A 23,405-nucleotide genomic window follows, 5' to 3' on the forward strand; every position below is an offset into this window, starting at 1 on the left:
TGTTTATTTTTTTAGTATTTTAGAAAGAGAAATGCAATCAAAATTTCCAAATAAATTTGGGGATAAAAAGACATTACAAAAGCATGAGATCTTTTTCACATTTCTTTTAGAACTTGCCCCATCTTTTTTTGTCTTGCTTTTCTCCTTTCGGACGGGCCAAAATAAGGCAAAAAAATTGGAGTAAAAGCAAGAAAGATAGCCCCCAGAGGTCAAATTAGGAATTCCACTCAGTCAACAATAGGCCTACGCTCTTTTGAGACAGCCGAAGGAGATGCTTAGCTAGGGATTAAGGAAAATAGCAAGGGATGACTTCACAAATAAGCGCACAACCAAGCCTTTTAAGAGTATAGATGCGTCTATTTTTGCCTGTAAAGTAAGTAGAAAAGCACTCTTGTGAAGAGTGCTTTAGAAATTAGAGAAAACGCTAGGATTGCCCGCCGGCCATTTGAGTAAAAACAGAAGAATGTTGAGCCAAAAGCTCGTAAATTTTTCTAGCCATGGCATCACATTTTTGGGTATTCGCAGAAGAAGATTGGATGGCTTCTTGCTGCTTTTGCTTGGCACGATCTGAGCGGAGCTCCCTAAACGATCTTTCCGCATCAAAACGGTTGGTGACAATTCCCTGCACAGACCCGGCACCTTGTCCAAATGCACCTAACGGAGACGAAATACTTCCTATTCCTGTTAAAGTATTAAAAACAGTCCCCTTTTCTCTAATAATATGAACCGCCTTAAAGGCTCCTCCGGCTGCTGGAGCAAGTCCTGTGAATCCCGAAGCAATCGTTAGGGCCGCCGCAGCAATCGAAGGAACCATTTTCTTCCAATTATCAATCGAATCTCGAATTTTAACGCCCTGATACTTAATCTCAAGGAAAGTATCTTGGCAATGTTGTTGGTCAAAGCGAGAGCTTTTGCGAAACATCAGCATCAAGACACTTAAGGCAAGGTTCAACAATCTTTCATCATTAGAGCTGACATGGGCTAGCTCCTCACGCAGCTGTTCCCCTAATTTTTCTAAATAGAGCTCAATCGGGTCACGTAAGCAGGGGTTCCCATTCTCATCCAACAAAGGACTTCCCTGCGCTAAGCTCGATTCATAATCGTGAAGCTCGCTATGATCTTTTACATCTCTTTTCTTAAAATCCACCGTTACTGCCATAATGTGTGCCTCCTTTAAGCTTCAATTTTCAAAGCCCGTTGACGTTGTCTCAAAAGCTTAATAAGCTCTCCCCAAGACTCTTTCACATGGTTTAAGGAGTCTTGCAGCCCATTTATATATAACTCGATTTGCTGGTTGTTTTGGTGGCGATCTAAGGAAAGGGCATGCATTTCGCCCATCAGTTTTTGACTCTTATGTTGAAAAATCGCTTGAAGAAAATCGGTTGTGCCTTTTCCCAAGCTCAGTCCCGCCTGAAGGGCTCCCGCTACTATAAATAAAGCTGCACCTGCAGAGGCAATTGTGAGAGCTACCGTTGCCACTGTACCCGCAATCATGCACCCGGCAAAAAGCCCATCGGCCCACTGCATAACCTTCACCACTTTATTCCTAGATGCTTGCTCGTCCTTAAGATCAAAATAAGTTTTTCCTAGCTCTTTATTAGTAGTGACAGCAATCGAAACGAGATTTGTTAAAATTTTCAAATTTTCTTGGGAAAGTTCCTTTTCTACCAGAAGCAGCCGCATGTATTCTTTATAGAGGTAGGCTTCTTCTGCATTAAGGTCTATTTCCTGCTTTAGAAAAGCATGGCTGCCCGAGTTGCTTCCATCGTCTTTTTGACTGGATTGACCCTGCTTTGCTTCAATGGGTTGAAAAAGAGAGCGAACCACCACTTTATTTCCATTTGGAGTTTCTTTTGCCTGCTCGTGCTCCTCCTCATTCGTTTCTTTAATTTGATAAAGCAAATGATCCACCGCTGCCATCGTTTTCTGCAAAGCGTGTTCGTCAATCAGATCGGGCGCTTGAAGACGCGGACAGGGAGTAATCGGTTTAGAAAGAATTTTAGGTTGTTCTTCCTCATCCTCTTGCTCCTGGAGATCGACTTCGGAAGCAGGGATTGGCTTAACTTCTGACTTATAAAATAACCCTATAAACCAAGACACATAATCATAAACCTTCCCTAATGCAGCTGAGTCGCCCTTTTTAGGCTGCTCAGGCACAATGGGGAGGAGCTCGGGTTCGGCTTCTTTCTCCTCAAATTGAGCAAGCGATTGGAGAGTACTCACATAATAATCAGATTCTGGTAGGACCGGAGCCGTTTTCCCCATAATGTCCTTGATACGCAGCGTCTTTTGCTCTAAACCGAGTGGAGTGGTTGAATTAAGTTTTGGTACAGGCATGTTGGTCTCCTGTCTGTTTAAGGTATTTTTTCCATCCTGTTCGCATCAGCTCAATGTGATTAAGGAGAGGATGAGGGGGTGAATCATTTTTTTGTTGAGTTGCAATCTCCTCAGCTGCGGTGAGAGCGTCAAATCCGTGTTGAATTTGATCGAGGAAGAAAAAGCATTCGGCAGCATGAAAAGAAATATAAGGATCATTTAAATCTAACAACGCGGCAAAAGAATAAGCTTCAAGTGCCAGCTGATAGTTTTTTTGAACTTGCAAAGTAGCCCCTAATCCCATCCAATTTTTTTTGGAATGAGGCTCTAAAACAGTCAACATTTGAAAAAAATGTTGAGCGGTTTCATACTTGCCGTGCGTATAAAATTCATAAGCAGAGGCATATAAGCATGAGAGGACCTCTGTTGAAAGGATCGGCTTTTGACCGCTTTTACTTATAAAATCAGAGATCTGTTCGAGGGATTTCTCCATCGTTTCCATCTGACTTTGAGTCCCATAAGTAGCCATGGCTTTATCCACCCGCAATCTTGCGCGCCTTATTGATTTTATCTTCGTGCAAGGGTTTTAAGATACTTCTTGCCATTTGATACGTCTCATAACGATCATTTGTCAAGCGTGTAATTGTTTGCATTTGCATTTCGTTTTGGATATTTTGGTCCTCAATCGTCATCCGAATGTTTTCGATGAGTCGATCTCTTTCATCTTTTTTAAAGCTTTGCTTATTTTCAGGAATGCTGACCCCGATTTGCTTTGCTTCTTCTAAAAGATTTTTTAATTCTTCATTATGGGAGCAATCCACTTCCCCCTTACTAGAGGTTGCATTATTGATCACTTGTAAAAGCTTGTGCAGTTTACTGACCTCTCCCTGCCGCTTTTTTAGGGTAGAAAATTCTTTAATTGTTTCTTCTTTTAACTGGCGCAGCCTTTCCGTGTTAATCAAAAGAAGTAAAGCCTCTACAGAAAGGTGGTTAGGATCTACGCTTTCTTGATTGTCTAAAGCTTTCGATAAGACTTCGACGACAGCTTGTTGATTTGCCATCTTTCCCTCCTAAAAGCAATTAAATCAGTTATGCTATTTTAATCGATTACTAACTTAATAAAGTTTGAATGCTTTGAAAATGAATCATATCAATCTCTCCAATTTAAGTAAAGCGACTAAAAAAATTCGTTAAACCTAGCAGCGGAGATGAGAATTTTTAGTCATTGTTAAGAAGCTTTTAAATCAATTTGTACATTTTGTACATTTGCCAGCCACATCTTGATTATTATTTCCTGATAAACTAGTGTGAAATCAAATGGCTTCACAAAGGAAAACCTATGTCCATGCATTTTTTCTTTTTACGTATTCTCGGTGCAATTCCTTTTGTCACGTCCCCTGAGGTTCATCCTCTCCAACCTTTAATTGAAAGAGAAACCTCTTCCTCTCTTTCCCAACCCGCTAAAAACATGCCAGTAGAGCAATCATTATCCACCGATCCTGAATGGGATGAGGATTTACAAAAAGGCGCCCTCTATTTTTACGGGACAAATGGGCAGCAAGATTATGCAGAAGCTTTTAAATGGTATAAAAAAGCAGCCGATCGAGGAAATATTGAAGCTATGACTCTTCTTGGCAACATGTTGGTGCTGGGAGAGGGCGCCGCTAAAAATTATGAAAAAGCCTTTCAATTATTTAATGAAGCTGCTAAATCCGGATATTCGTTAGCTCAAAATAACCTTGCGACTATGTATGAAAACGGTTGGGGGGTTCAAAAAGATCTTTCTCAAGCTTTAAAATTATATCGACAGGCTGCCGACAAAAAAAATCCTTTTGCCCAAGCAAATTTGGGAAGATTGTGTGAAAATGGGGTGGGCGTCGAAAAAAATGTGGCGCAGGCTTTTAATTATTACATGGAGGCTGCCGATCAAAATAATCCTCAAGGGTTAAATGCTGTAGGACGTTTTTATCTGGAAGTTTTAACCCCCAAAAACCCCCATAAAGCTTTCGAATATTTTCAAAAAGCTGCCAACCAAAAATATGCGCATGCGGAAAATAATTTAGGTGTCATGTATGAAAATGGTTGGGGTGCCCCCAAAAATATCTCGTCAGCTTTACATTGGTACTGGCAGGCAGCAAACCAAGGTAACCCCTATGCGCAAGCGAACTTAGGTCGCCTTTATGAAAATGGCAAAGGGGTTCAAAAAGATTATTCAGAAGCTATCCATTGGTACCAAAAAGCGGCCAATCAAGACTTAGATATTGCACAAAATGATCTAGGTCGCATGTATCAATATGGCTGGGGGGTCCCGCAAGATTTTCAAATGGCTTTAAAATTTTACCAAATGGCGGCTAAAAAGGGGTTGGGATCTGCCGAAACTAATATGGGTGTGATGTATGAAAATGGGATGGGAGTCCCAAAAAATGAGGAAGAGGCTTTTAATTGGTATCAAAAAGCTGCCCAACATGGTAATCCCGAAGGACAATATAATTTAGCTTTAATGTACGAAAATGGGCGGGGGACTAAAGCTGATCTGCGAACAGCTGCCCACTATTATCAACTAGCTGCTAATCAAGGTTCCAATCTTGCTCAAAATAATTTAGGGGTTTTTTACCTTACCGGGAAGGGTGTTGAGAAAGATTTAAAACATGCCTTCGAACTTTTTACTTTGGCTGCTGAAAGTGGGCATCCTGTTGCGGCGACTAATTTAGGCCGATTATATGAAACTGGCAGCGGCGCACCTCAAGATTATACAAAAGCTTTATATTGGTATCAAAAATCTGCTGAGCAAAATGATCCCCCAGGGCTATACTATTTGGGACGCCTTTATATAAGCGGTCTAGGCACTCAAAAGAAAATGGATGAAGGCTTAGACCTTTTCAAAAGAGCGGCTCGTCTTGGAAATTCCCAAGCCAAAGAAGAGTTAAAAAAGCAAAACCAAACATGGTAAAGAGTTTAGCATGCGTTTTTTAATGACCATTTTATTAAATACAATCGCTGTTTTTGTCACAGCTCATATTCTTCCAGGTGTGCATCTAGACAATTTTAGCACGGCCTTAGTCGTTGCCATTGCGTTTGGGGCTATTAATACTTTTATTCGACCTATCATCTTTCTATTGACTTTGCCGATCAATATTTTAACATTAGGCCTATTTAGCTTTGTCATTTTAGGTCTGCTTGTTTTACTTGTCAGCGCGGTTGTTCCAGGTTTTTATGTGCTGGGATTTTGGTGGGCTGTCGCATTTGCACTTGTCTTGGCAGTGACGAATAGTGTCTTGTCATTACTTGTCCCCAAATAGCGGGAAGGGGTAGCGGCAGCTTTGGTTTTAAAGGAAAGGGGAAGCTGATCTCCACTTCTAGAAATTTCTCTATCGCCAAGCTTCTTCCAGAAACACTGCATATAGCCCTTTTTTCTTTCAGCTTTTTTTCTTCAAGCCCCAGGAAAAGCTTATCTTGCCAAGAAAGCCGATTTATTTATGATAATATTTTAGCTTCCTATACTTTGGTGACCAACGTTCAAAAGGGTGGCTTTGCCTGAAGGAGAAATTTTAAGATGCTCAAAAGCTTCAGTATTCATTTTGTTGCAGCCCCTCTACAAAAAAGTAAATTTCGAGATAGGTTTCAGTCATTTGCAGACTTGAAGGGTCGTAAAGTTTGCCTGATTAAGCTTGCATCTTTACCGGTGGAGCTTGCAAAAGATACCTTACTCTTTATCTTTCATTCGGTAACATTCGTATTGCTCACAATTGGTACATCGGGAGCAAGGGCCGTAACCCCTGGACTCGGAAAGATTCAGGTTGAGGCTTGGCACGATTGCAGCAAGAGCGCCATGCGATTGGCCATTCGCATTATACAAACGGTCGGCTCTTTCTTTGGATACACTTGCGGTGTGTTGATTCACCCTTGTCTCGCAAAATGGATAGAAGAGAAAGTCGATCGATTGAATCGTTTTAAATTCCATACTTTACCCAAAGACCTAAACAGTTTTTTTCAAATTCAAAGGGTAGCCCCTACTTGCTCCTATTTCTGCTCTGAAAGCCTCTCTTCTGTGCAAAATGCTCCGCTTCCTTCCATTCCTCCCCCTAAGAAAGAAAAAACCGGGCTATACTACGAACCTGAATTTTCTAACATAATCGATTACTACCGCATTTTAGGAATTCATCCAAAAGACCTTACTCAAGAAAATTTGAAAAGACGCTACCGTGAATTAATGAGAATAATTCATTCAGATAAGCATGGAGAGGATCTAGATCTTGCTGATTGGTCAGAAAAAACCAAGCAGATAAATAGCGCAAGAGACGTATTAGCGGGTGCATTAGAGGGAAAAGTCCGTTACCCTCCCACTTCATTTACCTCTGGCGATAAAATGCAAGTAAAGCCGAGTGAGCTTGCCAAACTAATTATGCCAAAGCAGACATTAAGTATCTCGATGCCTAATCAAGGCCTTTCAAAAGAGGATTTTGTCAAAAGTGTGCAAAACTCCTTATTTGAAATTTGTGTTTACAGTGAAATTCCTACAAGTGAGGCCTCAGAAGTAGAGCGCAAATGTAACGAGCTGCTGGAAGCCATTCACTCTTATCTTACCACTCATTCACCAATCGGCCTTCTTTTAAGCAAGCAGCTAAAGGAAGTTGAACAACTTCTCCATTTTAAAAAAGAATTTATTAAAGGTTTCGCTTTTACGCCTGAATTTTTTCTAAGGGCCCCCGATTCTACTGCGTTGCAAAAAAAAATTGAAAAACTGATAAAAATTAAGCCTGCATCTATAAAAAATTTTACAAGCTTAGTAAATCATCCCAGCTTAGTCCTTGCTTATGCGGTTTTACTTTATCGCTACTACGATACCCTTTCCGCTCTATACATTGCTTCCGCTTATTCCTGCTTCCAAAAGAAAAAACAATCGGATGGGTACTATGTCGTTCGCGACTACCGAAAAAATATTTCTAAAGATTTTTTTAACTTCAATAAAGCAGTGGCAAATTCTAACTTTCTTGATACCTTTTTTTCTAAATATACCCAAAAAAACCCTGACGAACCCGCCCCTGTTTATGTGAATTTTTGTCGCCTTTTTTTAGAAAAATTGATGAGAAATGCCCGCCAGAATTCATTCCGTCTGCTTAGTGCGGGCGATGTGATAAAGTTGATTTTTTTTTCTAAAATTTTAATTTAAAGGACTTGAATGGGAATTAAACCAAAAATTTTAGCTTTTTCTGGCAGCTTAAGAAAAGGCTCTTTCAACAAAAAGCTTGTTAAAATTGCTTTAGAAGGGGCAAAACAACCTGGAGTAGAAGTCACTTATCTTGACCTTGCTGACTACCCCCTCCCGCTGTATGACGGCGATTTAGAGCAAAGTCAGGGTCTGCCTGCGAATGTTAAAGCGCTAAAAAAAATTTTTCTTGCCCACCAAGGATTTTTAATTGCTTCGCCTGAATACAACAGCTCGCTTCCTGGAACCTTTAAAAATATGATTGACTGGGTTTCCAGACCTTCAGCTGATGAGCCTGAATATTTAGCTCCGTTCAAAGGCAAAGCAGCTGCCATTATGAGCGCCTCCCCTAGCCATTTAGGAGGCTTAAGAGGACTTGTTCATTTGCGGGCTATGCTTGAAAATATTTTCATCCACGTGTTACCTGAACAAGTTTGGGTAGCCTATGCAGATAAAGCTTTCACTGCTGAAGGGCAGCTAAAAGATCCCAAGGAGCAGCACAAAGCCATTCAACAAGGCAAAAACCTTGTGGATTTTGTCCTGAAATTGCATGCCCGTTTGCCAGAGGTTTCTGAATTGTGAAAGACTGCGCTCTAGGAATTGTTTTTTCTGAAGATCGTTCACAAGTGCTTTTAATTAAAAGGCGTGATACTCCCATCTGGGTTTTGCCAGGTGGGGGAATCGACGATGGAGAGTTACCTGCACGCACAGCTGAACGGGAAGTTTTTGAAGAAAGCGGCTTATGCGTTAAAGGGGTTAGGAAAACAGGGGAGTACTTTCCCATCAACCGCTTGGCAACACGTACGCATGTCTTTGAATGTAAGCCGAACGGAGGCACTCTTCAGCCAGGAGAAGAATCGTTGGAAACGGCTTTTTTCCCTCTCGATAGCCTCCCCCAACCCTTTTTAGAAATTCACCTTGAGTGGATCCATGATGCTTTGCTGAATTGCTCTCACGTTATCCAGAAGCCCATTTCTTCCGTTACCTATTGGAGAGTGATGAAGTTTTTCTTCCTTCACCCTCTCATCGTTCTTCGCGCCCTTTTCGCTAGAGCAGGTTTCCCCCTTAATTCTTAATGGTGATGGTGATAATGGGCATGGGCATGGTCATGGGAATGATCATGAGCGTGATCAGCAGCTTCTTGCTTCTTAGCCCGCTCTCTCGCTTCTTCCCATTCTTTTAATTTAATTTGCCCCATTTTGCATTCGTAACCTTCTACGTGAAATAACAATTTAAATTTTTCCCATTGCTCTTGGAAATTTTTTACCATCTTCATATCAATGTTTTGCTTAATCCCCACGAGCAAAAACAGCAAACGGTGAGCCATCTCTGCTTTCTTAGCTGAATCTTCTTCATCAGGCTTAATTTTTTGCTGCAAGAAATATGTGGTAACTAATTCCGCCACTTTGTTTGATTCCATCTCTTTAGTCATGACCCATCGCATAAACTCATTTTTATCATGCAACGTGGTAAACTTATTATCTGTTAACACGGTGATCCCCTTGGCCATTGTTTCCACATACTGATCGATTTGATCATAAATCATATTATCATGGTAAACCCCGCATGGCATTTGGCAATGAGAGTAAAGAGAAGTTCCCCATGTGAGTAAAGCAAACACTCCTGAGACTAATAATTTCTTTTTCATGGTCGTATATTTCCTATTTTGGATTTCAAAAAAGTTATAGCGAGTATGCAAAATAGGCTTTTTACCTGATTGCTAAAAATTACTCAACACATTCTAACCATCTTTCAAAAAAAAGAAGATTCATACAACCACTAGCCTTTTTATTTAAAGCGTGATACCATTGTTCTACTTAAACGAAGTTTCATGAAGGTAAAAGTATGAGTATTAAGCCCGATCATTGGATCAGAAAAATGGTAAAAGAGCACGGAATGATTGAACCATTCGCCGATCAACAAGTCCGTCATACAGATAACGGGGCTAAAGCCGTCAGTTTCGGCTTATCCAGTTATGGCTACGACTTACGCGTGTCGAACGAGTTTAAAGTCTTTACAAACGTCTATAACACCATTGTGGATCCTAAAAATTTTGAAGACAACGCTTTTGTTTCGTTGAAAACAGCCGAGTGTATTATCCCCCCCAATTCTTTCGCTTTGGCGCGCAGTGTAGAATATTTTCGCATTCCTCGAAATGTTTTAACCATGTGTATCGGCAAGTCTACCTATGCCCGATGCGGCATCATTGTGAATGTGACCCCTTTCGAGCCTGGGTGGGAAGGGTATGTCACCCTTGAAATTTCAAATACAACTCCCCTGCCAGCTAAAATCTACGCCAATGAAGGGTTAGCCCAAGTTCTTTTCTTTGAGTCTGACCATCCCTGCGAGGTCTCTTATGCAGACCGTCAAGGAAAGTACATGAATCAGGTTGGAATTGTGACCCCCCGCATTTAATGATGCCTCAAAAAACTTTGCATTTATTCAAACAAAACATGCGTTCGATTGTACATTTAGGAATGATCCGCTCCTGGTGGGTCATCCTTTTTGTCCTCTTTTGTTTGATGAGTTATGAACACGGAATCAAACAAAGAGAAGCTGATTTTTCAAAACTCACCGAACAGCTTCAAATGCTTCAAAAACAAAAAAAAGAGGCTTTGCTCCTTCAACAAAAGCTGCTTGCCCAAATCAACAGCGAAAGTGATCCGGCGTGGATAGAATTGACTCTAATGCGAGAGTTGGGACTGAGCCCAAAAGGGAGCATCAAAGTTCTCTTTGTTGCTTCAGACTCTACTACACAAAAAGCAAATAGACGAGAATAATGAGAAAAGGTAAAACAGAAATCAATAACAGTGTAGATAGATAACAAACTCTAAGAAATCCCCCATGTTAAGTCTTTTTATATTTGTCTTTCTCATTCTGGTGCTTACATTTCTGTCAGGATACTTTTCTATGTCTGAAACAGCTTTGTTTTCTCTGTCTTCCATGAAAATTAAAGCTTATGCTAAAGATGCGGATCCGCGCAAGCAGCTCATTGCAAAGCTTCTAGCACATCCTAAGGACTTACTTGTCACGGTTTTCATTTTAAATACCATTGTTAACATTTTGCTGCAAAACGTTTCCTCCAGCATGAGTGGCATAGAGAGTGGCTGGGAATGGAAAGTGGGGTTTCCTTTAGTGATGACCCTTTTATTTGGAGAAATCATTCCCAAAAACCTGGGATTTCAAAACAATGTCAAGTTTGCTTCCATGGTCAGCCCTGTGATTGATATCTTACAAAAATTGCTGAAACCTGTGCGCCAAGCAATCATTGCGATTACGGCTCCCATTTCGCGCGGTTTATTTTTCTATCTTAAACGCAATCAAGAAATCTCAAAAAAAGAGTTAATGCATGTCTTGCGCGCCTCTGAAAAACATGGGGTTTTGCATAAAGACGAGGCAGAGCTTGTAGCTGGCTATCTAAATCTTCAAGATGCAATCGTGAAAGAACTTGCTCGCCCAAGAGAAGATATTTTATTTTACGACATCCATGAGCCCTTATCTAAGCTCACGTATTTATTTGTGGAACAAGAGGTCTCCCGCATTCCTGTTTGCGATAAAAATATCGATAATATTCAGGGAATCTTGAGTGCAAAAGCTTACTTCCTTCACAATCAACGTATGCTCTCTGGCCATGATTTAATCCCCATTCTAGAAAAACCTTTTTATGTGCCAGAAACCACTCTAGCCCGGCGCCTCATTCGGCAAATGAATGAAATCAACCAGGTTTTAGCTCTTGTAGTGGACGAATATGGCTCTATTTCGGGGTTAATTTCCAGCGAAGACCTTGCAGAAACTGTGATTGGGCAAATCGCCGACTTGCGCGATAAAAAAAGTTTATATACAAGAGCCGGGACGAACGAAATTATTGCAAGCGGCAGGCTAGAATTAGCAGATTTCAATGAAATGTTTAACACTAATTTGGTTAGCGAAAATAACATGGTTACATTAGGAGGATGGTTAACCGAACAACTAGGAGACATCCCAAAAGCAGGAACCAAATATGAGACCCACGACTTCTTGTTCCACGTGTTATCGGCATATCCAAATCGTGTTCGGCGGCTTTATATTCGCAAATTAAAAGGCAAGCGAAAGGCCGCATGATAAGGTTTAAGATAATAGGAATTATTTAAATGAGTTTCTCTGCCTGGTGGTGGCTTTTTTTTAATTTTCTTTCGATTGTCGTTCTCGCATTTTATTCCATGGTGGAGATGGCTTGCGTTTCTCTTAACAAGGTACGGCTTCATTATTACGTCAGCCAAGGAAATACGCGAGCAATTTATTTAAATTACCTGCTGCAAAATCCTGCCCGTTTATTTGGAACGACTTTAATTGGAGTCAATGTGGCCATGGTCATCGGTTCGGAGTGCGCCCGAGAATTTTTCACCTCTTTAGGGCTAAGCCCCGACTGGGCCCCCATTCCTCAAATCTTCTTAGTGGTAATATTTGGAGAGCTTTCCCCCATGTTTGCTGCGCGGCATTATTCTGAAAATGTCGCCATGCTAGGAGCGCCCCTCCTATATGCCTCTGCTAAGCTGATGTCCCCTATTTTATGGGCTACTCACCAAGCCTCTAAGATTGGAAGCAAGCTTTTAAACCAACCAAGCTCAGAGCCAGACCTCTTCTTAAGTCAAGAAGAGCTGCAGAAAATTTTAGAAGAGCATGGAGAGGATCGAGGACCTGGCGGCTCACCTTCAGAAGAATTCAATGATATAGCGGCTAACATCTTCCATTTGCGGATTAAAAATGCAGCTCAAATCATGACTCGCATTCAATCAATTCCTATGATCCCCTCAAATGGAACCATTGCACAAATGCGCGCCATCTTGAAAAAAACCGGGGCCGATTATTTACCTGTTTATCACAAGGATCCATCTAACATTGTGGGAATTGCTTTTCCACGTGATCTCGTTAGACTTCCTCCTACAAAAAGAGTACGCGACCATGCGCGCCCTGCATGGTTCGTCACAGAAAATACAAAAACCATGCAAATTTTAAAACACTATAGGCGCAATAACCAAAGTGTGGCCGTTATTTTAAATGACCAAGGAGCTGCCGTCGGCTTGCTAAACCTCGATGATTTATTAGAAGAAATTATCGGAAAAGTGGGAGAAGAGGCTTCGACAAAACAAAAAACAAAATGGCTCATGGAAAGAACATTTCCTGGCGATATGCGCGTGGCAGATTTCAACAAGCAATTCGAAGCTAAACTCGATGAGGAGGGAGATTTAACATTGGCTCAATTAGTTGCAAAAGTGCTTGGCTATGCTCCTGAAGTGGGCGATTCTATTTACATTGAACCCTTTGAGCTGGAGGTAAAAGAAACCTCCCTGCGAGGTGCTAAAACAATTACTGTTATTACTAAAATTTCTTAAAAAGTTATCATGTTGTTTATCATAAGTCTAAATGAGTAATATGACTAGTTTTCTTGATTTTGGATTAGATCCTACTATTTTAAAAGCGCTGGAAAAATTAAAGTTTCATGCGCCTTCCCCTATTCAAAAAGCCGCTATTCCTCACATCCTTCAAAAAAAAGATTTAATCGCTTTAGCTAAAACAGGTTCTGGTAAGACAGCCGCTTGTGCAATTCCCATCTGCGACAGAGTAGATGTGCAATCCGGCTTTGTGCAAGCCTTAATTGTAGTTCCTACACGAGAGCTAGCCTTACAATATGCCACAGAAACCCAAAAAATTGGAGCAGAGAAAGGGGTTAAAACTTTTGCACTATTGGGAGGTGAAGACGCTGCCCTTCAGCAATCGAAGCTCAAACACGGTGTGCAAGTCTTGGTCGCCACACCTGGCCGTTTAATCGACTTTATTTATTCTAGACAAATCGATTTAACCCATGTGGAAACTCTTATTCTCGATGAAGCGGACGAAATGTTGAGCATGGGTTTTTACGAGGACTTGGAGTTCATCATCCACTGCTTGGTGCACGAACATCAAACCTTGCTATTTTCGGCCACTATGCCCAATCAAATTCGGGATATTGCAAAAAAGCACATGCAATCTCCTTTGGAAATTTCATTGATTGGGGAGGATACCACTCCTGATAGGATTGAACACCGTTTTCTTTATTGTCGCTACCATGAAAAAGAACAAAATCTCATTCAACTCATCAAGAATCAAGCCCCTTCCAAAGCCATTATCTTTTGCAGTTCAAGGCAAGAATGTGAAAAAGTAACCTTTATGCTTCGGAAACAGATCCAGGAGACGGTCGATTTTCTCCACGCTGGGTTAAGTCAAGATATTCGCTCTACTATTACAAATAAATTTCGCACAGGTAAAATCCAATTGCTCGTTGCTACCGATGTGGCTTCCCGAGGGCTTGATTTTTCTTCCGTCTCCCATGTTTTTATTTATCACCTAGCCGAGGATTTAGATTTATATATCCATCGCGCGGGGCGCACAGGACGTTACGAAAAAGCAGGGATTGTCGTAACCCTGGTGACGCAAAGAGAACTGCGCACTCTCAATCGGCTCTTAAAAGTCTTGAAGAAAGAGCCTCATTGGATCGGCCCTCCTCCTCCAGCAACTTCGTCAAAGCAAGAAAAAACAGGGCGAAAGCAACGTTTTTACACAAAAAAAAGAAAACCAGCTAACCCTTCTTCGAGCTAATTTATGCAATCCACCCCTCTTCCTGTTTCTCTTGAATTAGACCCAAAAATTTTTACTGATCCTAACCTAATAAATCATAAAGATTGCGCATTAGCTCAGCTAGAGCAACAATTTAAAATAAAAGGAGGCCATCTGCATATCGTTAAAACATTTTCTGAAAAGTCAGAAAACCGTTTTACTTTTCAGCTTGGAGATGCCTTATATCCCGTTTGCTCGGGGGGGACCTGCCGATCCCAAGCTTTATACGAATTTTTACAACGAAAGCTCGATCATGATAATTTCGTGCTTTTCCCACCGCACGCAGCGCGCTGCGGGTATGACCCTTACAACGGAGAAGTGCGCTATTACACCGCTGCGCCGATTGTAGATGAATTTGAAAGCTTTTTTGGGAAAAAAAGAACTACCCGCTTTGGTTATGACCATGCAAGTGACTGGCATGATAGCCAAGGGGCTGTCACCGCGGAAAAAATTGCCTTAATTAAAACTTTCTATGACACAAGTTATTATGGCCCTCAAAGCCATTTTCAAGGCAGAACAGGGAAGCGCCGCGTATACATGGCCTTTGCGCATCCCACACACGCTGTTTTAAAACGTTTACTTGAAACGAATGACACTTTAGAAAAGGTAGTTCTTGTGGCAATTCCCTTGGCAGACGAAATTACGACTCCCTCCCCCGAAGCCGGTATCCGAGGGGGCTCGCCCGAAGCCTATCAAGCTTTCCTTGATAAGATGGAAAAAATTTTTAGCAACCCCTAGAACAATTAAGAAAATGTCTTTAATTTTCTTTATTAGATCTCTTTCCCAGCCTCTTTTCTTATTAGGGGGCTGTTATAAAAAACTAGCCCTGTCCAAATTTAACATTCACAATGGGCTTAGGAAGCTGAAAAACAACGTCTTCATTGGTGAAAACCACGTCTTCAACCTCTTTAACTCCTAGTTGCATCAATTTTTGAATGCACTTTTGCACGATCCCCTCTGGAGTAGAAGCGCCCGCAGTTAATCCGATGGTTTTGACTCCGCTCATCCATTCTAGTTGGATTTCGCTTTCATTGTTGATTAAATAAGAGGGCACTCCCCGTTTAGAGGCCATTTCTCGCAAACGATTAGAATTGGAACTGGTGGGATCTCCCACAACTAAAACCAAATCGGTTTGGTCCGTAATTTCACGCAGGGCAAGTTGCCTATTGGTTGTCGCATAACAAATAGAAGAACTTGGCAGGGTGACAACGCGTGGATATTTTTGAACTAGAGCTTCTGTGATTTCCTTTACATCATCCAAGCTGAGAGTCGTTTGGGTAATATAAAATAACTTTTCCTCGTTTTTAAAAGCCAATTTTTCCACATCTGCCACTGACTCCACAATTGTGGTCACGTCTGGAGCTTCTCCTGCAGTGCCAATAATTTCCACGTGATTGCGGTGCCCAATCAAAATCACTTGATATCCTTGGGCCGCATACCGCTTAACGGCAGAATGCACGCGCGTGACAAGCCCACAGGTAGCGTCAATCTCAATTAATTGCCTACGGCTAGCCGCCTCACGCACAGCAGGAGAAACACCGTGGGCTGAATAAATCAGACGAGCTCCTATAGGAACCTCGTCAATTTCTTCAATAAAAATGGCTCCTTTGGCTTTTAAACTATCGACTACCGCTCGGTTATGTACAATTTCGTGTTTAACATAAATGGGCGCTCCCCAATATTCTAAAGCTTTTTCCACTGTTTCAATGGCGCGTTCTACACCAGCACAAAAACCGCGGGGTTTAGATAGCAATAGCTTCATTATTTAGCCTCCTTTATCCGATCAGACCAAAATCATAAAAGACTATTTGCTTAATTTCAATTGTTAAAATGATAAAACTTAAGGCCCTATATATTTCCTGAAGGGACGCGTTGGCTAAGTAATAAAACCATTTTTTCCGCGCAAGCTGTTTCGTCGCACACAATTGGAATATTGCTAAATTTAGCATGCTCGTAATCTCTTTCAAAATGCACGCGTGCAATAATATCGGCATGAGGATTAATGTGTTGAGCCGCTGTGATAATCGAGTTGGTAATAGGGAGATCAGGCGTAGTAATGACAATCAGTTGCACGTTTTCAATTTTAACTCTTTCTAAAAGTTGAAGCTGTGTAGCATCTCCAAAAAACAACTCGATATTTTTTTCCTTCGTCGAAGAAACGGTATCGATATTTTGATCGATGACTAACACTTGGTGATTTGCAGCTAGATGATGAGCGACAGCTCTTCCAATAGGACCAAATCCGACAACTAAGACCCTCGGTAAAAATAAGCCGGTCACCTCTGAAAGCCCGCTTAGATGTATGTCAGAAGAGTTTACATTAACAGCCCTTTTGGCCGCTTGTGTAAGAGGTTTAAAAAACTGAAATAGGATAGGATTCAAGGCAATGCTGATAAAAGCGCAAGCCACTAAAATATCGTAAGCGTTATCGGGCAAAATTTTTAAACGGCTCCCCTCTTCAGCTAAAATAAAGGAATATTCCCCAATTTGGCTGATCGCAAGAGCCACCGTAAACCCAACATAGCTGGGATATTTGGCTATTTTCACAATGAAGTAGGCAACAAGCGGGCGTAAAAACAAAAGAATGAGTAAGACTCCTCCAAAAAGAGGAAGGTTGTTTTTTACGACAAGGGGGTTAAATAACATTCCGACAGAGACAAAAAAAATCACCGCAAAAGCATCGCGCATCGGCAACGCATTCGCTGCAGCTTGGTGGCTTAATTCCGTCTTTCCGACCACCGTCCCTGCAATAAAAGCGCCTAAGGCAAGCGAAATTCCAAAGATATAGGAAGACCCTACGGCAATCAAAAAGACAGAGGCTAAAATCGCTAAGGTGAAAAGCTCATGCGACCTTGCGCGTGCAATGAGTTTTAAAATTTTTTCAATTAAATTCTCTCCAATAAAATGCACAATTAATCCGAGCAGGAAAACTTTTAATAGAACCATTCCCACTGAAGCCAAAATGGTGAAAAAAGGACTTGAAGATGAGGTAGAAGGAGAATAAATTAAGGCGGGCAGTAGAATTAAGCCTAAAACCGAAACTAAATCTTCAATAATCGTCCACCCGACAACGATATGCCCTTGCTTCGTGTGTAACAAATTTTGATCTGCCAAAACTCGCACAATAACCACGGTACTCGATACGCAGATGGCCACCCCAATGACAAACCCTTCGATCACCGTCTGCCCTAACGCTCTGCTCAACCCAATCCCTGCACAAATCGATAGAAAAGAAAGCAAAAGGGCTCCTGGTATCACGATTTTTTTATCTGCATCGATATCCTTCCAATTAAAGTTAAGGCCCACAGCAAACATGAGTAAAGTCACACCGATATTGGCAAGCTGGCCAGAAATATTTTGGTCGGCAATAAAACCTGGAGAATTGGGTCCTATCAAAAACCCGGCAATCAGATACCCTAAAATAGGGGAAAGTTTTAAACGCTGTGCCACATATCCTGCTGCACAAGCAAAGCCTAGCCCCACAGCCAAAATCCAAATAATATTTAAGTCTTCAGGCATTAAACCTCCTACTTGAATTTTGCGCTTTTAATAGACAATGTTAAAGGAATGGTAGGGCACTTTCACCTCTGTATATTCGATCATTAGCGAGTCAACCCGCCCAACACCGGGTCCCTCTCGGATTTTTTCCAACAACTTTTCCAAAATTTCTTGTACTCCTTGAGCAATCAACTCTACTGAACCGTCGGGTAAATTGCGTACCACCCCAAAAATTCCCATTTGGTTAGCATAATTTTGAACGGTGTAACGAAATCCGACCCCTTGCACGTGTCCTTTAATTATCGCATGCAATTCAATCATGATTTCCTCTAAGTTAATAAGCAGAGTTTGTTGAAAATAATCAGGTTAAAAGCTCATAATTCTCAATGTGCATAACCAGCATTTAATTCATGGATGATAAGCAAAAAATGAAACGTCCCCCTTTTTTGTACTGTTTCATTACTCTATTGGTTCTCCTTATTCCTAATCAAGGGTTTAGCGCTCTTTCTTACGAAGTGGAATTTTACGGAGTAGATGACAGTAAGACAAAAGAACTTTTACAATCCGCATCTGATCTTGTCCGCTTGCAAGATCACCCCCCTACCACTCAAGCCATGCTCAAGCGAAGGGCTGAGGCAGACACCCCTCAACTCATCAAAGTCATGCATAATTTAGCTTATTATAATGCAAAAATTGATGTCAAAATTGATTTTAAAGCTTCTCCTATCGTCGTCCAATTCCACATTCTCCCCGGCCCCATTTACCCTTTCAAAGCCTTTAAAATTCAATTTGCTAAGCCTGAAATTTTAAAAGAAAGCATAATCCCTGATTTACTAGATAACATACAAGTGGCTGATTTAGGAATTGGGATCAATCGAGCTGCTTATCCTAAAGCAATCATTGAAGCTAAAGAAAACTTACTTAGCATCTTAGCACGCAAAGGCTTTCCGTTTGCTTCTATCTCAAAAACAGAAGTCTTTGCCGATCAAACAGCAAAAGATATTTCGGTAGTTTTAACCGTCGATAGCGGTCCTCAGGTTGTTTTTGGACCTTTTAAAATTGTGGGAAATAAAGACGTTAAGGCCCGTTTTTTCCGCAGCAAGCTGCGTTGGGAAGAAGGAGCCCTTTATGACACAAAAAAAGTGGAAGAAACACAGCATGCCATTGAAGCTTCGCGTCTGTTTAGCTCAGTGATCATTACTCCTGAAAAGCCCGCTAATTCTGCCGACCATTTATCTCGCATGGTCATAGAAGTAACAGAAGGGAAAAATCGCAGCATTGGTTTAGGGGCTAGTTTCACCACTCAACGCGGTTCTGGGATAACAGCAGACTGGGAAAATCGCAATTTTAGAGGAATAGGAGAAAAGCTCAGTTTTCATGCCAACCTTTGGCAAGCAACCCAAGAGGTGACGCTTTTATTTGTTAAACCAGACTTTAAATGTCGCGATCAAGAATTTCACGGACTTTTAGAATATCAATATGAGACCACAAAAGGTTATACCGAATCTTCCCTTAGCCTATCGGGAACCATTGAAAAAAAAGTGAGCAATCGGTTATGGCTTTCCTATGGATCCATGTTCAAACAGCTAAGTAATACCCGCTCCGATCACAATGGAAGCTATAATCTTGTTAAATTTCCTACGCAATTGCGGTGGACAACCGTCGATAGCCTTTTAGATCCTACTCAGGGATGTTCCCTATATTTTCGCCTCATTCCCACGCTCCAGGTTCTTAAACCCCAATTTGCTTACGTCATCAGCACGCTGACAGGAACGGCTTATTATTCTTTGACTCAAACCAAAAACATCATTCTTGCCGCGAAAGGATCATTCGGGACAATTCAAGGCTCTCCACGACGCACAATTCCCCCTTCCGAACGTTTTTATGCAGGTTCAGAAACCACTTTACGAGGATACGCTTATCGCACCGTGAGCCCTTTAAAGGACCAACATAAACCCACCGGTGGACGCTCTATGATGGTATTTGCGCTAGAAGCTCGGATGCATACTACTAAAAATTTCGGGTGGGTTGGTTTTTATGATTTCGGAAATGTCTATGCATCTCCTTTGCCAGAATTAAAATTAAACTTTTTACATGCAGTCGGATTAGGCTTACGCTACTATACCCCAGTAGGTCCTCTGCGACTTGACGTCGCCTTTCCTTTAAACCGACGGAAGCATGTAGATGGAGATTATCAAATTTACTTAAGCGTGGGGCAAGCTTTCTAATGAAAAAATTTTTACTTTTTATTCTATGCCTTGGATTGCTCTGCAGCGTCATTTTAGTGCTATTGCCAAAAGATACAATCAAAAATGCAGCCTTAAAATTGGCCATAAAACATATTGAAGCCTCCACAAACTTCCGAGTGGAAATCGAATCTCCCCGCTTAAACTATCCTTGTATCATCCAAGCTAAAACTGTCAAAATTTATTCCAAAGCATCTTCACCCCATGCTCCTTATCTATCAGCAGAAGATATAGAAGCTTGCATAAATCCCTTGGCGCTGCTTTCCTCTAAACTTAATTTACACCATTTTTACTGCCAACGACTCTCGATTCAATCTCTGCCCGAAGTCCCTTTAACTGCCCAGGCAGAAACGGATTTCTTTCCCCTCCCTTTCGCGATGAAAGTGGGGCGCTTTGAAATTAAACAATTCAATCTTTCTCTAAACCTGATGAAAAAACTGGGCCTCGAGACTTATGTCAAAGCTGATGAGCTAGAAAAAGGTATTTCTTTGGCCGGTTCGTTCTCTTCAAAATCTTTGTTTCCCTCCGTAAAAGGAGAACTTTTTATTGCCCCTTGCAATGCTCCTGCTGCCACCACAGCTGCTGCTTTTACCCTAAAAAAAAATTATAGCAACTATTTCCTGCTGATCACCTTAAGTGAAGTGTCTAAGGGAATTCTGCAAAAACCTTCATTTTTTGAGCATTCTACCCTCAGTTTCCGATTAGACGCTCATGGAGATAAACAGAAGTGGCAAGGAGTTGTAGAAGTCCTTTCAGAGCAAGAGCAGGAGACGGTTGACCAGGCTTTCACGGCAGGCTACGCCAAAGGAAACTTTGTTTATTTGCCCGATCAGCTGTTAACCTTTGAGGCAATTGAGGGGAATACTCCCTTTGCAAATTTCTATGGAACGCTTAGCTTAGACTCAGGGCTCGAATTTGATCATACTTTTCTTCATACCACTTTCACAGATCTTCCCTTTCCCCATAAGAACTTCAAGCTTGGCTCAGAAACTGAAATGGGCCTTTCTGTGAAAGGGCCTCTCCTCTCTCCCTCCTTACAAGCGACCCTTTATTCGGAAAGCATGGAAATAAAAGAATGGACTATCGCCCATCCGGAAATTTCAGTCAGTTTCTCTCCTTTTAGAGCAAATTCGGAAGGGGAACTTTCTTTTTCGGGAAAAAGAGACAATGTTCCTTTTCAGGTAAAAACTAAAATTGCTCTCAAACCTGAACAAGCTATCCATTTTTCAGATGCAATTGCCACCTATGCTTCTTCAAACCTAGAAGGCGATTTGCTAGTCTCTTTCACCCAGCCTAGCCTTAAAGGGCAAATTAAAAGCTCCAAAATTTCTTTCAAAGATTTTAATTCAGATTGGAAAGGGACCGCTGAAATACAAGCTTCTTTTGATAAAGAAAGCCTTTTAGCTAACGTTTGGGTAAAAAACCTGGCTTATCAAAACCTATCCGCTCAAAACGGGCATCTCCAATTGCAAGCAAAAGATCTTTTCCATGCCCTGCATGGTGAGGTGCAAATCGCTTTATCCAAAGGTCTGTGGGAAGAGATAGCCATCGAGGATTTAACCTTTGTGAGTGGTTATAATCAGAACTCTTTATCTGCGTCCCCCTTCTCGCTAGATTTAAAAGGCAACTACCAAAAGCCTTTCCTCATTCAATCCAAAGGAAAGTGGCTATACCAAAAGGAAATAGCCATTACTCTAGAATCCTTATGGGGAGAAGTTTTAGACCTTCCTATTTCCCTAAAAGAACCCTTTGAAATTGTCTTAGAAGCCGAAAAAATGGAAATCTCTCCTCTGTTTTTATCGACTGGCTCAGGTTATTTGTATGCCTCGGCAGAATACTCTCCTACCTTTGTGCAAAGCACTTTAAGGATTCACGACTTCCCTCTCACCGCCGCCCACTTGCTCGCCCCCCAATTCCCCTTAAAAGGCAGTGCTTCCGGCCAAATCTTTTTATTTGGGGATCCTGAAACTCCTAGAGGACAATTGAACCTAGAGATGTCAAATGTCAAAATTGAAGAAGAAGCTTTTAACAAGTTTCCTCCTTTTAATGTCTCTTTCCAAGCTTCTCTGGTAGAACAACTTTTAGAATGCAGAGGGCAGATCATCGAAGTTGAAAAGAACCCGCTAAAAGGCGAAGCAAAAATTCCTCTCACCTTTTCCCTTTCCCCCTTTATGGCTCAGGTAAATCGAGAGCTCCCTTTTTCTGCCAGTTTGAGCGGAAAGGGCCCTCTTTCACCCCTCTTATCACTCCTATTTATTGATAAGATTGCTATTGATGGCGATATAGAGGTTCAGCTTGGGATTAGAGGCTTGCTGAATTCTCCTGAGATAGAAGGATTTGTGAATTTGCGGAATGGCTTTTTTGAGAGCATAAATTCAGGAGCAATCCTCCGCTCTATCCATGCAAAGATAAAAGCGAGTGGCCAACGCCTGACTCTGGAGAATTTTTCTGCCAAGGATGAAATCGAGGGAACAATCACGGGCAGTGGAAGTTTAGCTTTCAACGATCCCCTTTTTCCTTTTGAAGCTAAATTTAAATTAAATAAACTTCAACTCCTCGATATGGATTTTTTTCAGTCCACTGCGAGTGGATCCCTTACTCTTAAAGGAAACAGAAATGAGGGGGTTTTATCGGGCACCCTTACCTCTAATAAAACGCAGATGACCCTTCCCACTCAAATTTCAGAAGTCACAGAAGCCGTGGAGGTCACCTATATTAATATTCCTGAAGGGGAATCTTCACCCGTTTCTTCTCAAAGCAAAAAATCCGCGTGGCCCTTAAAATTAAATATCCTTCTAAAGCTTCCTTCTAAAGCAACCTTTACAGCGCCTAGTCTTTCTTCTGAATGGCAAGGGGACCTTCTCCTCGAAGGCACGGCAGACGAACCTTCATTGGATGGACAACTCAAAATTGTCAAAGGGTCTTATCTTTTTAATGGAAAGCAGTTTATCATTAAAGATGGGACGGTAAATTTTGCAGGGAACCTCACCAATGATACCACCTTGTATGTGGTAGGTTCAATGGATTTACACCGCATTGTGGCGGAAGTGATTGTACGAGGAGCCATTAAAAATCCCACCCTTTCGCTAAACTCGAACCCTCCCCTATCACAGCAAGAGATTTTATCCTGGATTCTTTTTGGTAAGGGGCTTTCAGAAATTTCTCCTTTCCAAGGAGATCAGCTAACCGCTTCTTTAACAGATTTAAGTCGGCAGCAAGAAGGCCCCGATCTCCTGACTCGCATTCGCAATCAAACAGGCATTGACCGGATTGATATCAATCGAAGTGGGGAGGGCGATTCTGGCGACGTTTCGTTTGAAGTGGGAAAATACATTACTAGCGGCACGTATGTTTCTGTCAGTAAAAACATGGGATCTGAAAGCAACGAAGTCAATATTGAAACTAGCATCATTAAAAACTTTAAGCTTCAAGCAGGGGTCAGCGACGACGCTAATGGCCATTTTGACATCATTTGGAAATATGACTATTAAGGAAAGCCCCTTATC

General features: G+C 41.5%; 21 protein-coding genes. 13 read left to right on the top strand and 8 right to left on the bottom strand.

Annotated elements, in window-relative coordinates:
• Positions 1-424: 424 nt before the first annotated feature.
• Genes PARA125_RS08270 through PARA125_RS08285 form a run of 4 tightly spaced genes read right to left on the bottom strand, consistent with a single transcriptional unit; the run spans position 425 to position 3,377 of the window.
• A complete protein-coding gene (locus PARA125_RS08270; RefSeq protein ID WP_213158420.1) occupies positions 425-1,159 on the bottom strand; it encodes a hypothetical protein in 735 nt (244 codons plus the stop codon).
• A gap of 14 nt (positions 1,160-1,173) precedes the next feature.
• Positions 1,174-2,337 carry a hypothetical protein gene (locus PARA125_RS08275; protein WP_213158421.1) on the bottom strand — a complete coding sequence of 388 codons (1,164 nt, stop codon included), beginning with the start codon at positions 2,335-2,337 and terminating at the stop codon, positions 1,174-1,176.
• The gene (locus PARA125_RS08280; protein ID WP_213158422.1) at positions 2,318-2,845 is read right to left on the bottom strand and encodes a SycD/LcrH family type III secretion system chaperone; all 528 of its coding nucleotides are present in this window, start codon (positions 2,843-2,845) and stop codon (positions 2,318-2,320) included. Before PARA125_RS08280 ends, PARA125_RS08275 begins: the two co-directional genes overlap by 20 nt.
• 4 nt (positions 2,846-2,849) lie before the next feature.
• Positions 2,850-3,377, bottom strand: a complete 528-nt coding sequence (locus tag PARA125_RS08285; protein ID WP_213158423.1) for a hypothetical protein — start codon at positions 3,375-3,377, stop codon at positions 2,850-2,852.
• A gap of 278 nt (positions 3,378-3,655) precedes the next feature.
• Here PARA125_RS08285 and PARA125_RS08290 point away from each other — a divergent pair, with 278 nt between their 5' ends.
• From PARA125_RS08290 to PARA125_RS08310, 5 genes are all read left to right on the top strand, one after another.
• Positions 3,656-5,266, top strand: a complete 1,611-nt coding sequence (locus tag PARA125_RS08290) for a tetratricopeptide repeat protein (protein WP_213158424.1) — start codon at positions 3,656-3,658, stop codon at positions 5,264-5,266.
• A 10-nt stretch (positions 5,267-5,276) separates the two neighbouring features.
• Positions 5,277-5,615 carry a phage holin family protein gene (locus PARA125_RS08295; protein WP_213158425.1) on the top strand — a complete coding sequence of 113 codons (339 nt, stop codon included), beginning with the start codon at positions 5,277-5,279 and terminating at the stop codon, positions 5,613-5,615.
• Between the two features lie 254 nt (positions 5,616-5,869).
• A complete protein-coding gene (locus tag PARA125_RS08300) occupies positions 5,870-7,486 on the top strand; it encodes a J domain-containing protein (RefSeq protein WP_213158426.1) in 1,617 nt (538 codons plus the stop codon).
• A 9-nt stretch (positions 7,487-7,495) separates the two neighbouring features.
• Positions 7,496-8,104: an NADPH-dependent FMN reductase gene (locus PARA125_RS08305; RefSeq protein WP_213158427.1), complete on the top strand. Its 609-nt coding sequence runs from the start codon at positions 7,496-7,498 to the stop codon at positions 8,102-8,104.
• The gene (locus tag PARA125_RS08310) at positions 8,101-8,598 is read left to right on the top strand and encodes an NUDIX hydrolase (protein WP_213158428.1); all 498 of its coding nucleotides are present in this window, start codon (positions 8,101-8,103) and stop codon (positions 8,596-8,598) included. Before PARA125_RS08305 ends, PARA125_RS08310 begins: the two co-directional genes overlap by 4 nt.
• Here the strand turns inward: PARA125_RS08310 and PARA125_RS08315 are convergent.
• A complete protein-coding gene (locus tag PARA125_RS08315; protein WP_213158429.1) occupies positions 8,595-9,170 on the bottom strand; it encodes a superoxide dismutase [Ni] in 576 nt (191 codons plus the stop codon). The genes PARA125_RS08310 and PARA125_RS08315 overlap by 4 nt on opposite strands.
• A 197-nt stretch (positions 9,171-9,367) precedes the next feature.
• Between PARA125_RS08315 and dcd the strand changes: the two genes are divergently transcribed.
• From dcd to PARA125_RS08345, 6 genes are all read left to right on the top strand, one after another.
• A complete protein-coding gene (gene dcd, locus PARA125_RS08320) occupies positions 9,368-9,937 on the top strand; it encodes a dCTP deaminase (protein ID WP_213158430.1) in 570 nt (189 codons plus the stop codon).
• Positions 9,937-10,302, top strand: a complete 366-nt coding sequence (locus PARA125_RS08325; RefSeq protein WP_249274297.1) for a hypothetical protein — start codon at positions 9,937-9,939, stop codon at positions 10,300-10,302. The genes dcd and PARA125_RS08325 overlap by 1 nt, the downstream gene beginning before the upstream one ends.
• A gap of 64 nt (positions 10,303-10,366) precedes the next feature.
• Positions 10,367-11,623, top strand: coding sequence for a hemolysin family protein (locus PARA125_RS08330; RefSeq protein WP_213158431.1), 1,257 nt, complete (start codon positions 10,367-10,369; stop codon positions 11,621-11,623).
• 29 nt (positions 11,624-11,652) lie between these two features.
• Positions 11,653-12,894, top strand: coding sequence for a hemolysin family protein (locus PARA125_RS08335; protein ID WP_213158432.1), 1,242 nt, complete (start codon positions 11,653-11,655; stop codon positions 12,892-12,894).
• A gap of 40 nt (positions 12,895-12,934) precedes the next feature.
• Positions 12,935-14,137 carry a DEAD/DEAH box helicase gene (locus PARA125_RS08340; RefSeq protein ID WP_213158433.1) on the top strand — a complete coding sequence of 401 codons (1,203 nt, stop codon included), beginning with the start codon at positions 12,935-12,937 and terminating at the stop codon, positions 14,135-14,137.
• Positions 14,138-14,140: 3 nt separating this feature from the next.
• Complete coding sequence (locus PARA125_RS08345; protein ID WP_213158434.1) at positions 14,141-14,893, top strand: hypothetical protein; 753 nt, start codon at positions 14,141-14,143, stop codon at positions 14,891-14,893.
• 82 nt (positions 14,894-14,975) lie between these two features.
• On the opposite strand, the gene ispH is transcribed toward PARA125_RS08345, so the two are convergent.
• From ispH to PARA125_RS08360, 3 genes are all read right to left on the bottom strand, one after another.
• Positions 14,976-15,920 carry a 4-hydroxy-3-methylbut-2-enyl diphosphate reductase gene (gene ispH, locus PARA125_RS08350; protein WP_349305718.1) on the bottom strand — a complete coding sequence of 315 codons (945 nt, stop codon included), beginning with the start codon at positions 15,918-15,920 and terminating at the stop codon, positions 14,976-14,978.
• Positions 15,921-16,003: 83 nt separating this feature from the next.
• Positions 16,004-17,674 (bottom strand): cation:proton antiporter, encoded by a 1,671-nt coding sequence (locus PARA125_RS08355; RefSeq protein WP_213158436.1) that lies wholly within the window; start codon positions 17,672-17,674, stop codon positions 16,004-16,006.
• A gap of 27 nt (positions 17,675-17,701) precedes the next feature.
• Positions 17,702-17,974, bottom strand: a complete 273-nt coding sequence (locus tag PARA125_RS08360; RefSeq protein ID WP_213158437.1) for an acylphosphatase — start codon at positions 17,972-17,974, stop codon at positions 17,702-17,704.
• Positions 17,975-18,081: 107 nt separating this feature from the next.
• Here PARA125_RS08360 and PARA125_RS08365 point away from each other — a divergent pair, with 107 nt between their 5' ends.
• Both PARA125_RS08365 and PARA125_RS08370 read left to right on the top strand, forming a co-directional pair.
• A complete protein-coding gene (locus PARA125_RS08365; protein ID WP_213158438.1) occupies positions 18,082-19,881 on the top strand; it encodes an autotransporter assembly complex protein TamA in 1,800 nt (599 codons plus the stop codon).
• Positions 19,881-23,390, top strand: coding sequence for a translocation/assembly module TamB domain-containing protein (locus PARA125_RS08370; protein WP_213158439.1), 3,510 nt, complete (start codon positions 19,881-19,883; stop codon positions 23,388-23,390). The genes PARA125_RS08365 and PARA125_RS08370 overlap by 1 nt, the downstream gene beginning before the upstream one ends.
• Positions 23,391-23,405: the final 15 nt, after the last annotated feature.

The organism is Parachlamydia sp. AcF125, assembly GCF_018342475.1.
Lineage (GTDB): Bacteria > Chlamydiota > Chlamydiia > Chlamydiales > Parachlamydiaceae > Parachlamydia.

Coding starts and splice junctions, on each gene's coding strand:
- PARA125_RS08270 (WP_213158420.1), bottom strand. CDS start 1,159: ATGGCAGTAACGGTGGATTTTAAGAAAAGAGATGTAAAAGATCATAGC.
- PARA125_RS08275 (WP_213158421.1), bottom strand. CDS start 2,337: ATGCCTGTACCAAAACTTAATTCAACCACTCCACTCGGTTTAGAGCAA.
- PARA125_RS08280 (WP_213158422.1), bottom strand. CDS start 2,845: ATGGCTACTTATGGGACTCAAAGTCAGATGGAAACGATGGAGAAATCC.
- PARA125_RS08285 (WP_213158423.1), bottom strand. CDS start 3,377: ATGGCAAATCAACAAGCTGTCGTCGAAGTCTTATCGAAAGCTTTAGAC.
- PARA125_RS08290 (WP_213158424.1), top strand. CDS start 3,656: ATGTCCATGCATTTTTTCTTTTTACGTATTCTCGGTGCAATTCCTTTT.
- PARA125_RS08295 (WP_213158425.1), top strand. CDS start 5,277: ATGCGTTTTTTAATGACCATTTTATTAAATACAATCGCTGTTTTTGTC.
- PARA125_RS08300 (WP_213158426.1), top strand. CDS start 5,870: ATGCTCAAAAGCTTCAGTATTCATTTTGTTGCAGCCCCTCTACAAAAA.
- PARA125_RS08305 (WP_213158427.1), top strand. CDS start 7,496: ATGGGAATTAAACCAAAAATTTTAGCTTTTTCTGGCAGCTTAAGAAAA.
- PARA125_RS08315 (WP_213158429.1), bottom strand. CDS start 9,170: ATGAAAAAGAAATTATTAGTCTCAGGAGTGTTTGCTTTACTCACATGG.
- dcd (WP_213158430.1), top strand. CDS start 9,368: ATGAGTATTAAGCCCGATCATTGGATCAGAAAAATGGTAAAAGAGCAC.
- PARA125_RS08325 (WP_249274297.1), top strand. CDS start 9,937: ATGATGCCTCAAAAAACTTTGCATTTATTCAAACAAAACATGCGTTCG.
- PARA125_RS08330 (WP_213158431.1), top strand. CDS start 10,367: ATGTTAAGTCTTTTTATATTTGTCTTTCTCATTCTGGTGCTTACATTT.
- PARA125_RS08335 (WP_213158432.1), top strand. CDS start 11,653: ATGAGTTTCTCTGCCTGGTGGTGGCTTTTTTTTAATTTTCTTTCGATT.
- PARA125_RS08340 (WP_213158433.1), top strand. CDS start 12,935: ATGACTAGTTTTCTTGATTTTGGATTAGATCCTACTATTTTAAAAGCG.
- PARA125_RS08345 (WP_213158434.1), top strand. CDS start 14,141: ATGCAATCCACCCCTCTTCCTGTTTCTCTTGAATTAGACCCAAAAATT.
- PARA125_RS08355 (WP_213158436.1), bottom strand. CDS start 17,674: ATGCCTGAAGACTTAAATATTATTTGGATTTTGGCTGTGGGGCTAGGC.
- PARA125_RS08360 (WP_213158437.1), bottom strand. CDS start 17,974: ATGATTGAATTGCATGCGATAATTAAAGGACACGTGCAAGGGGTCGGA.
- PARA125_RS08365 (WP_213158438.1), top strand. CDS start 18,082: ATGAAACGTCCCCCTTTTTTGTACTGTTTCATTACTCTATTGGTTCTC.
- PARA125_RS08370 (WP_213158439.1), top strand. CDS start 19,881: ATGAAAAAATTTTTACTTTTTATTCTATGCCTTGGATTGCTCTGCAGC.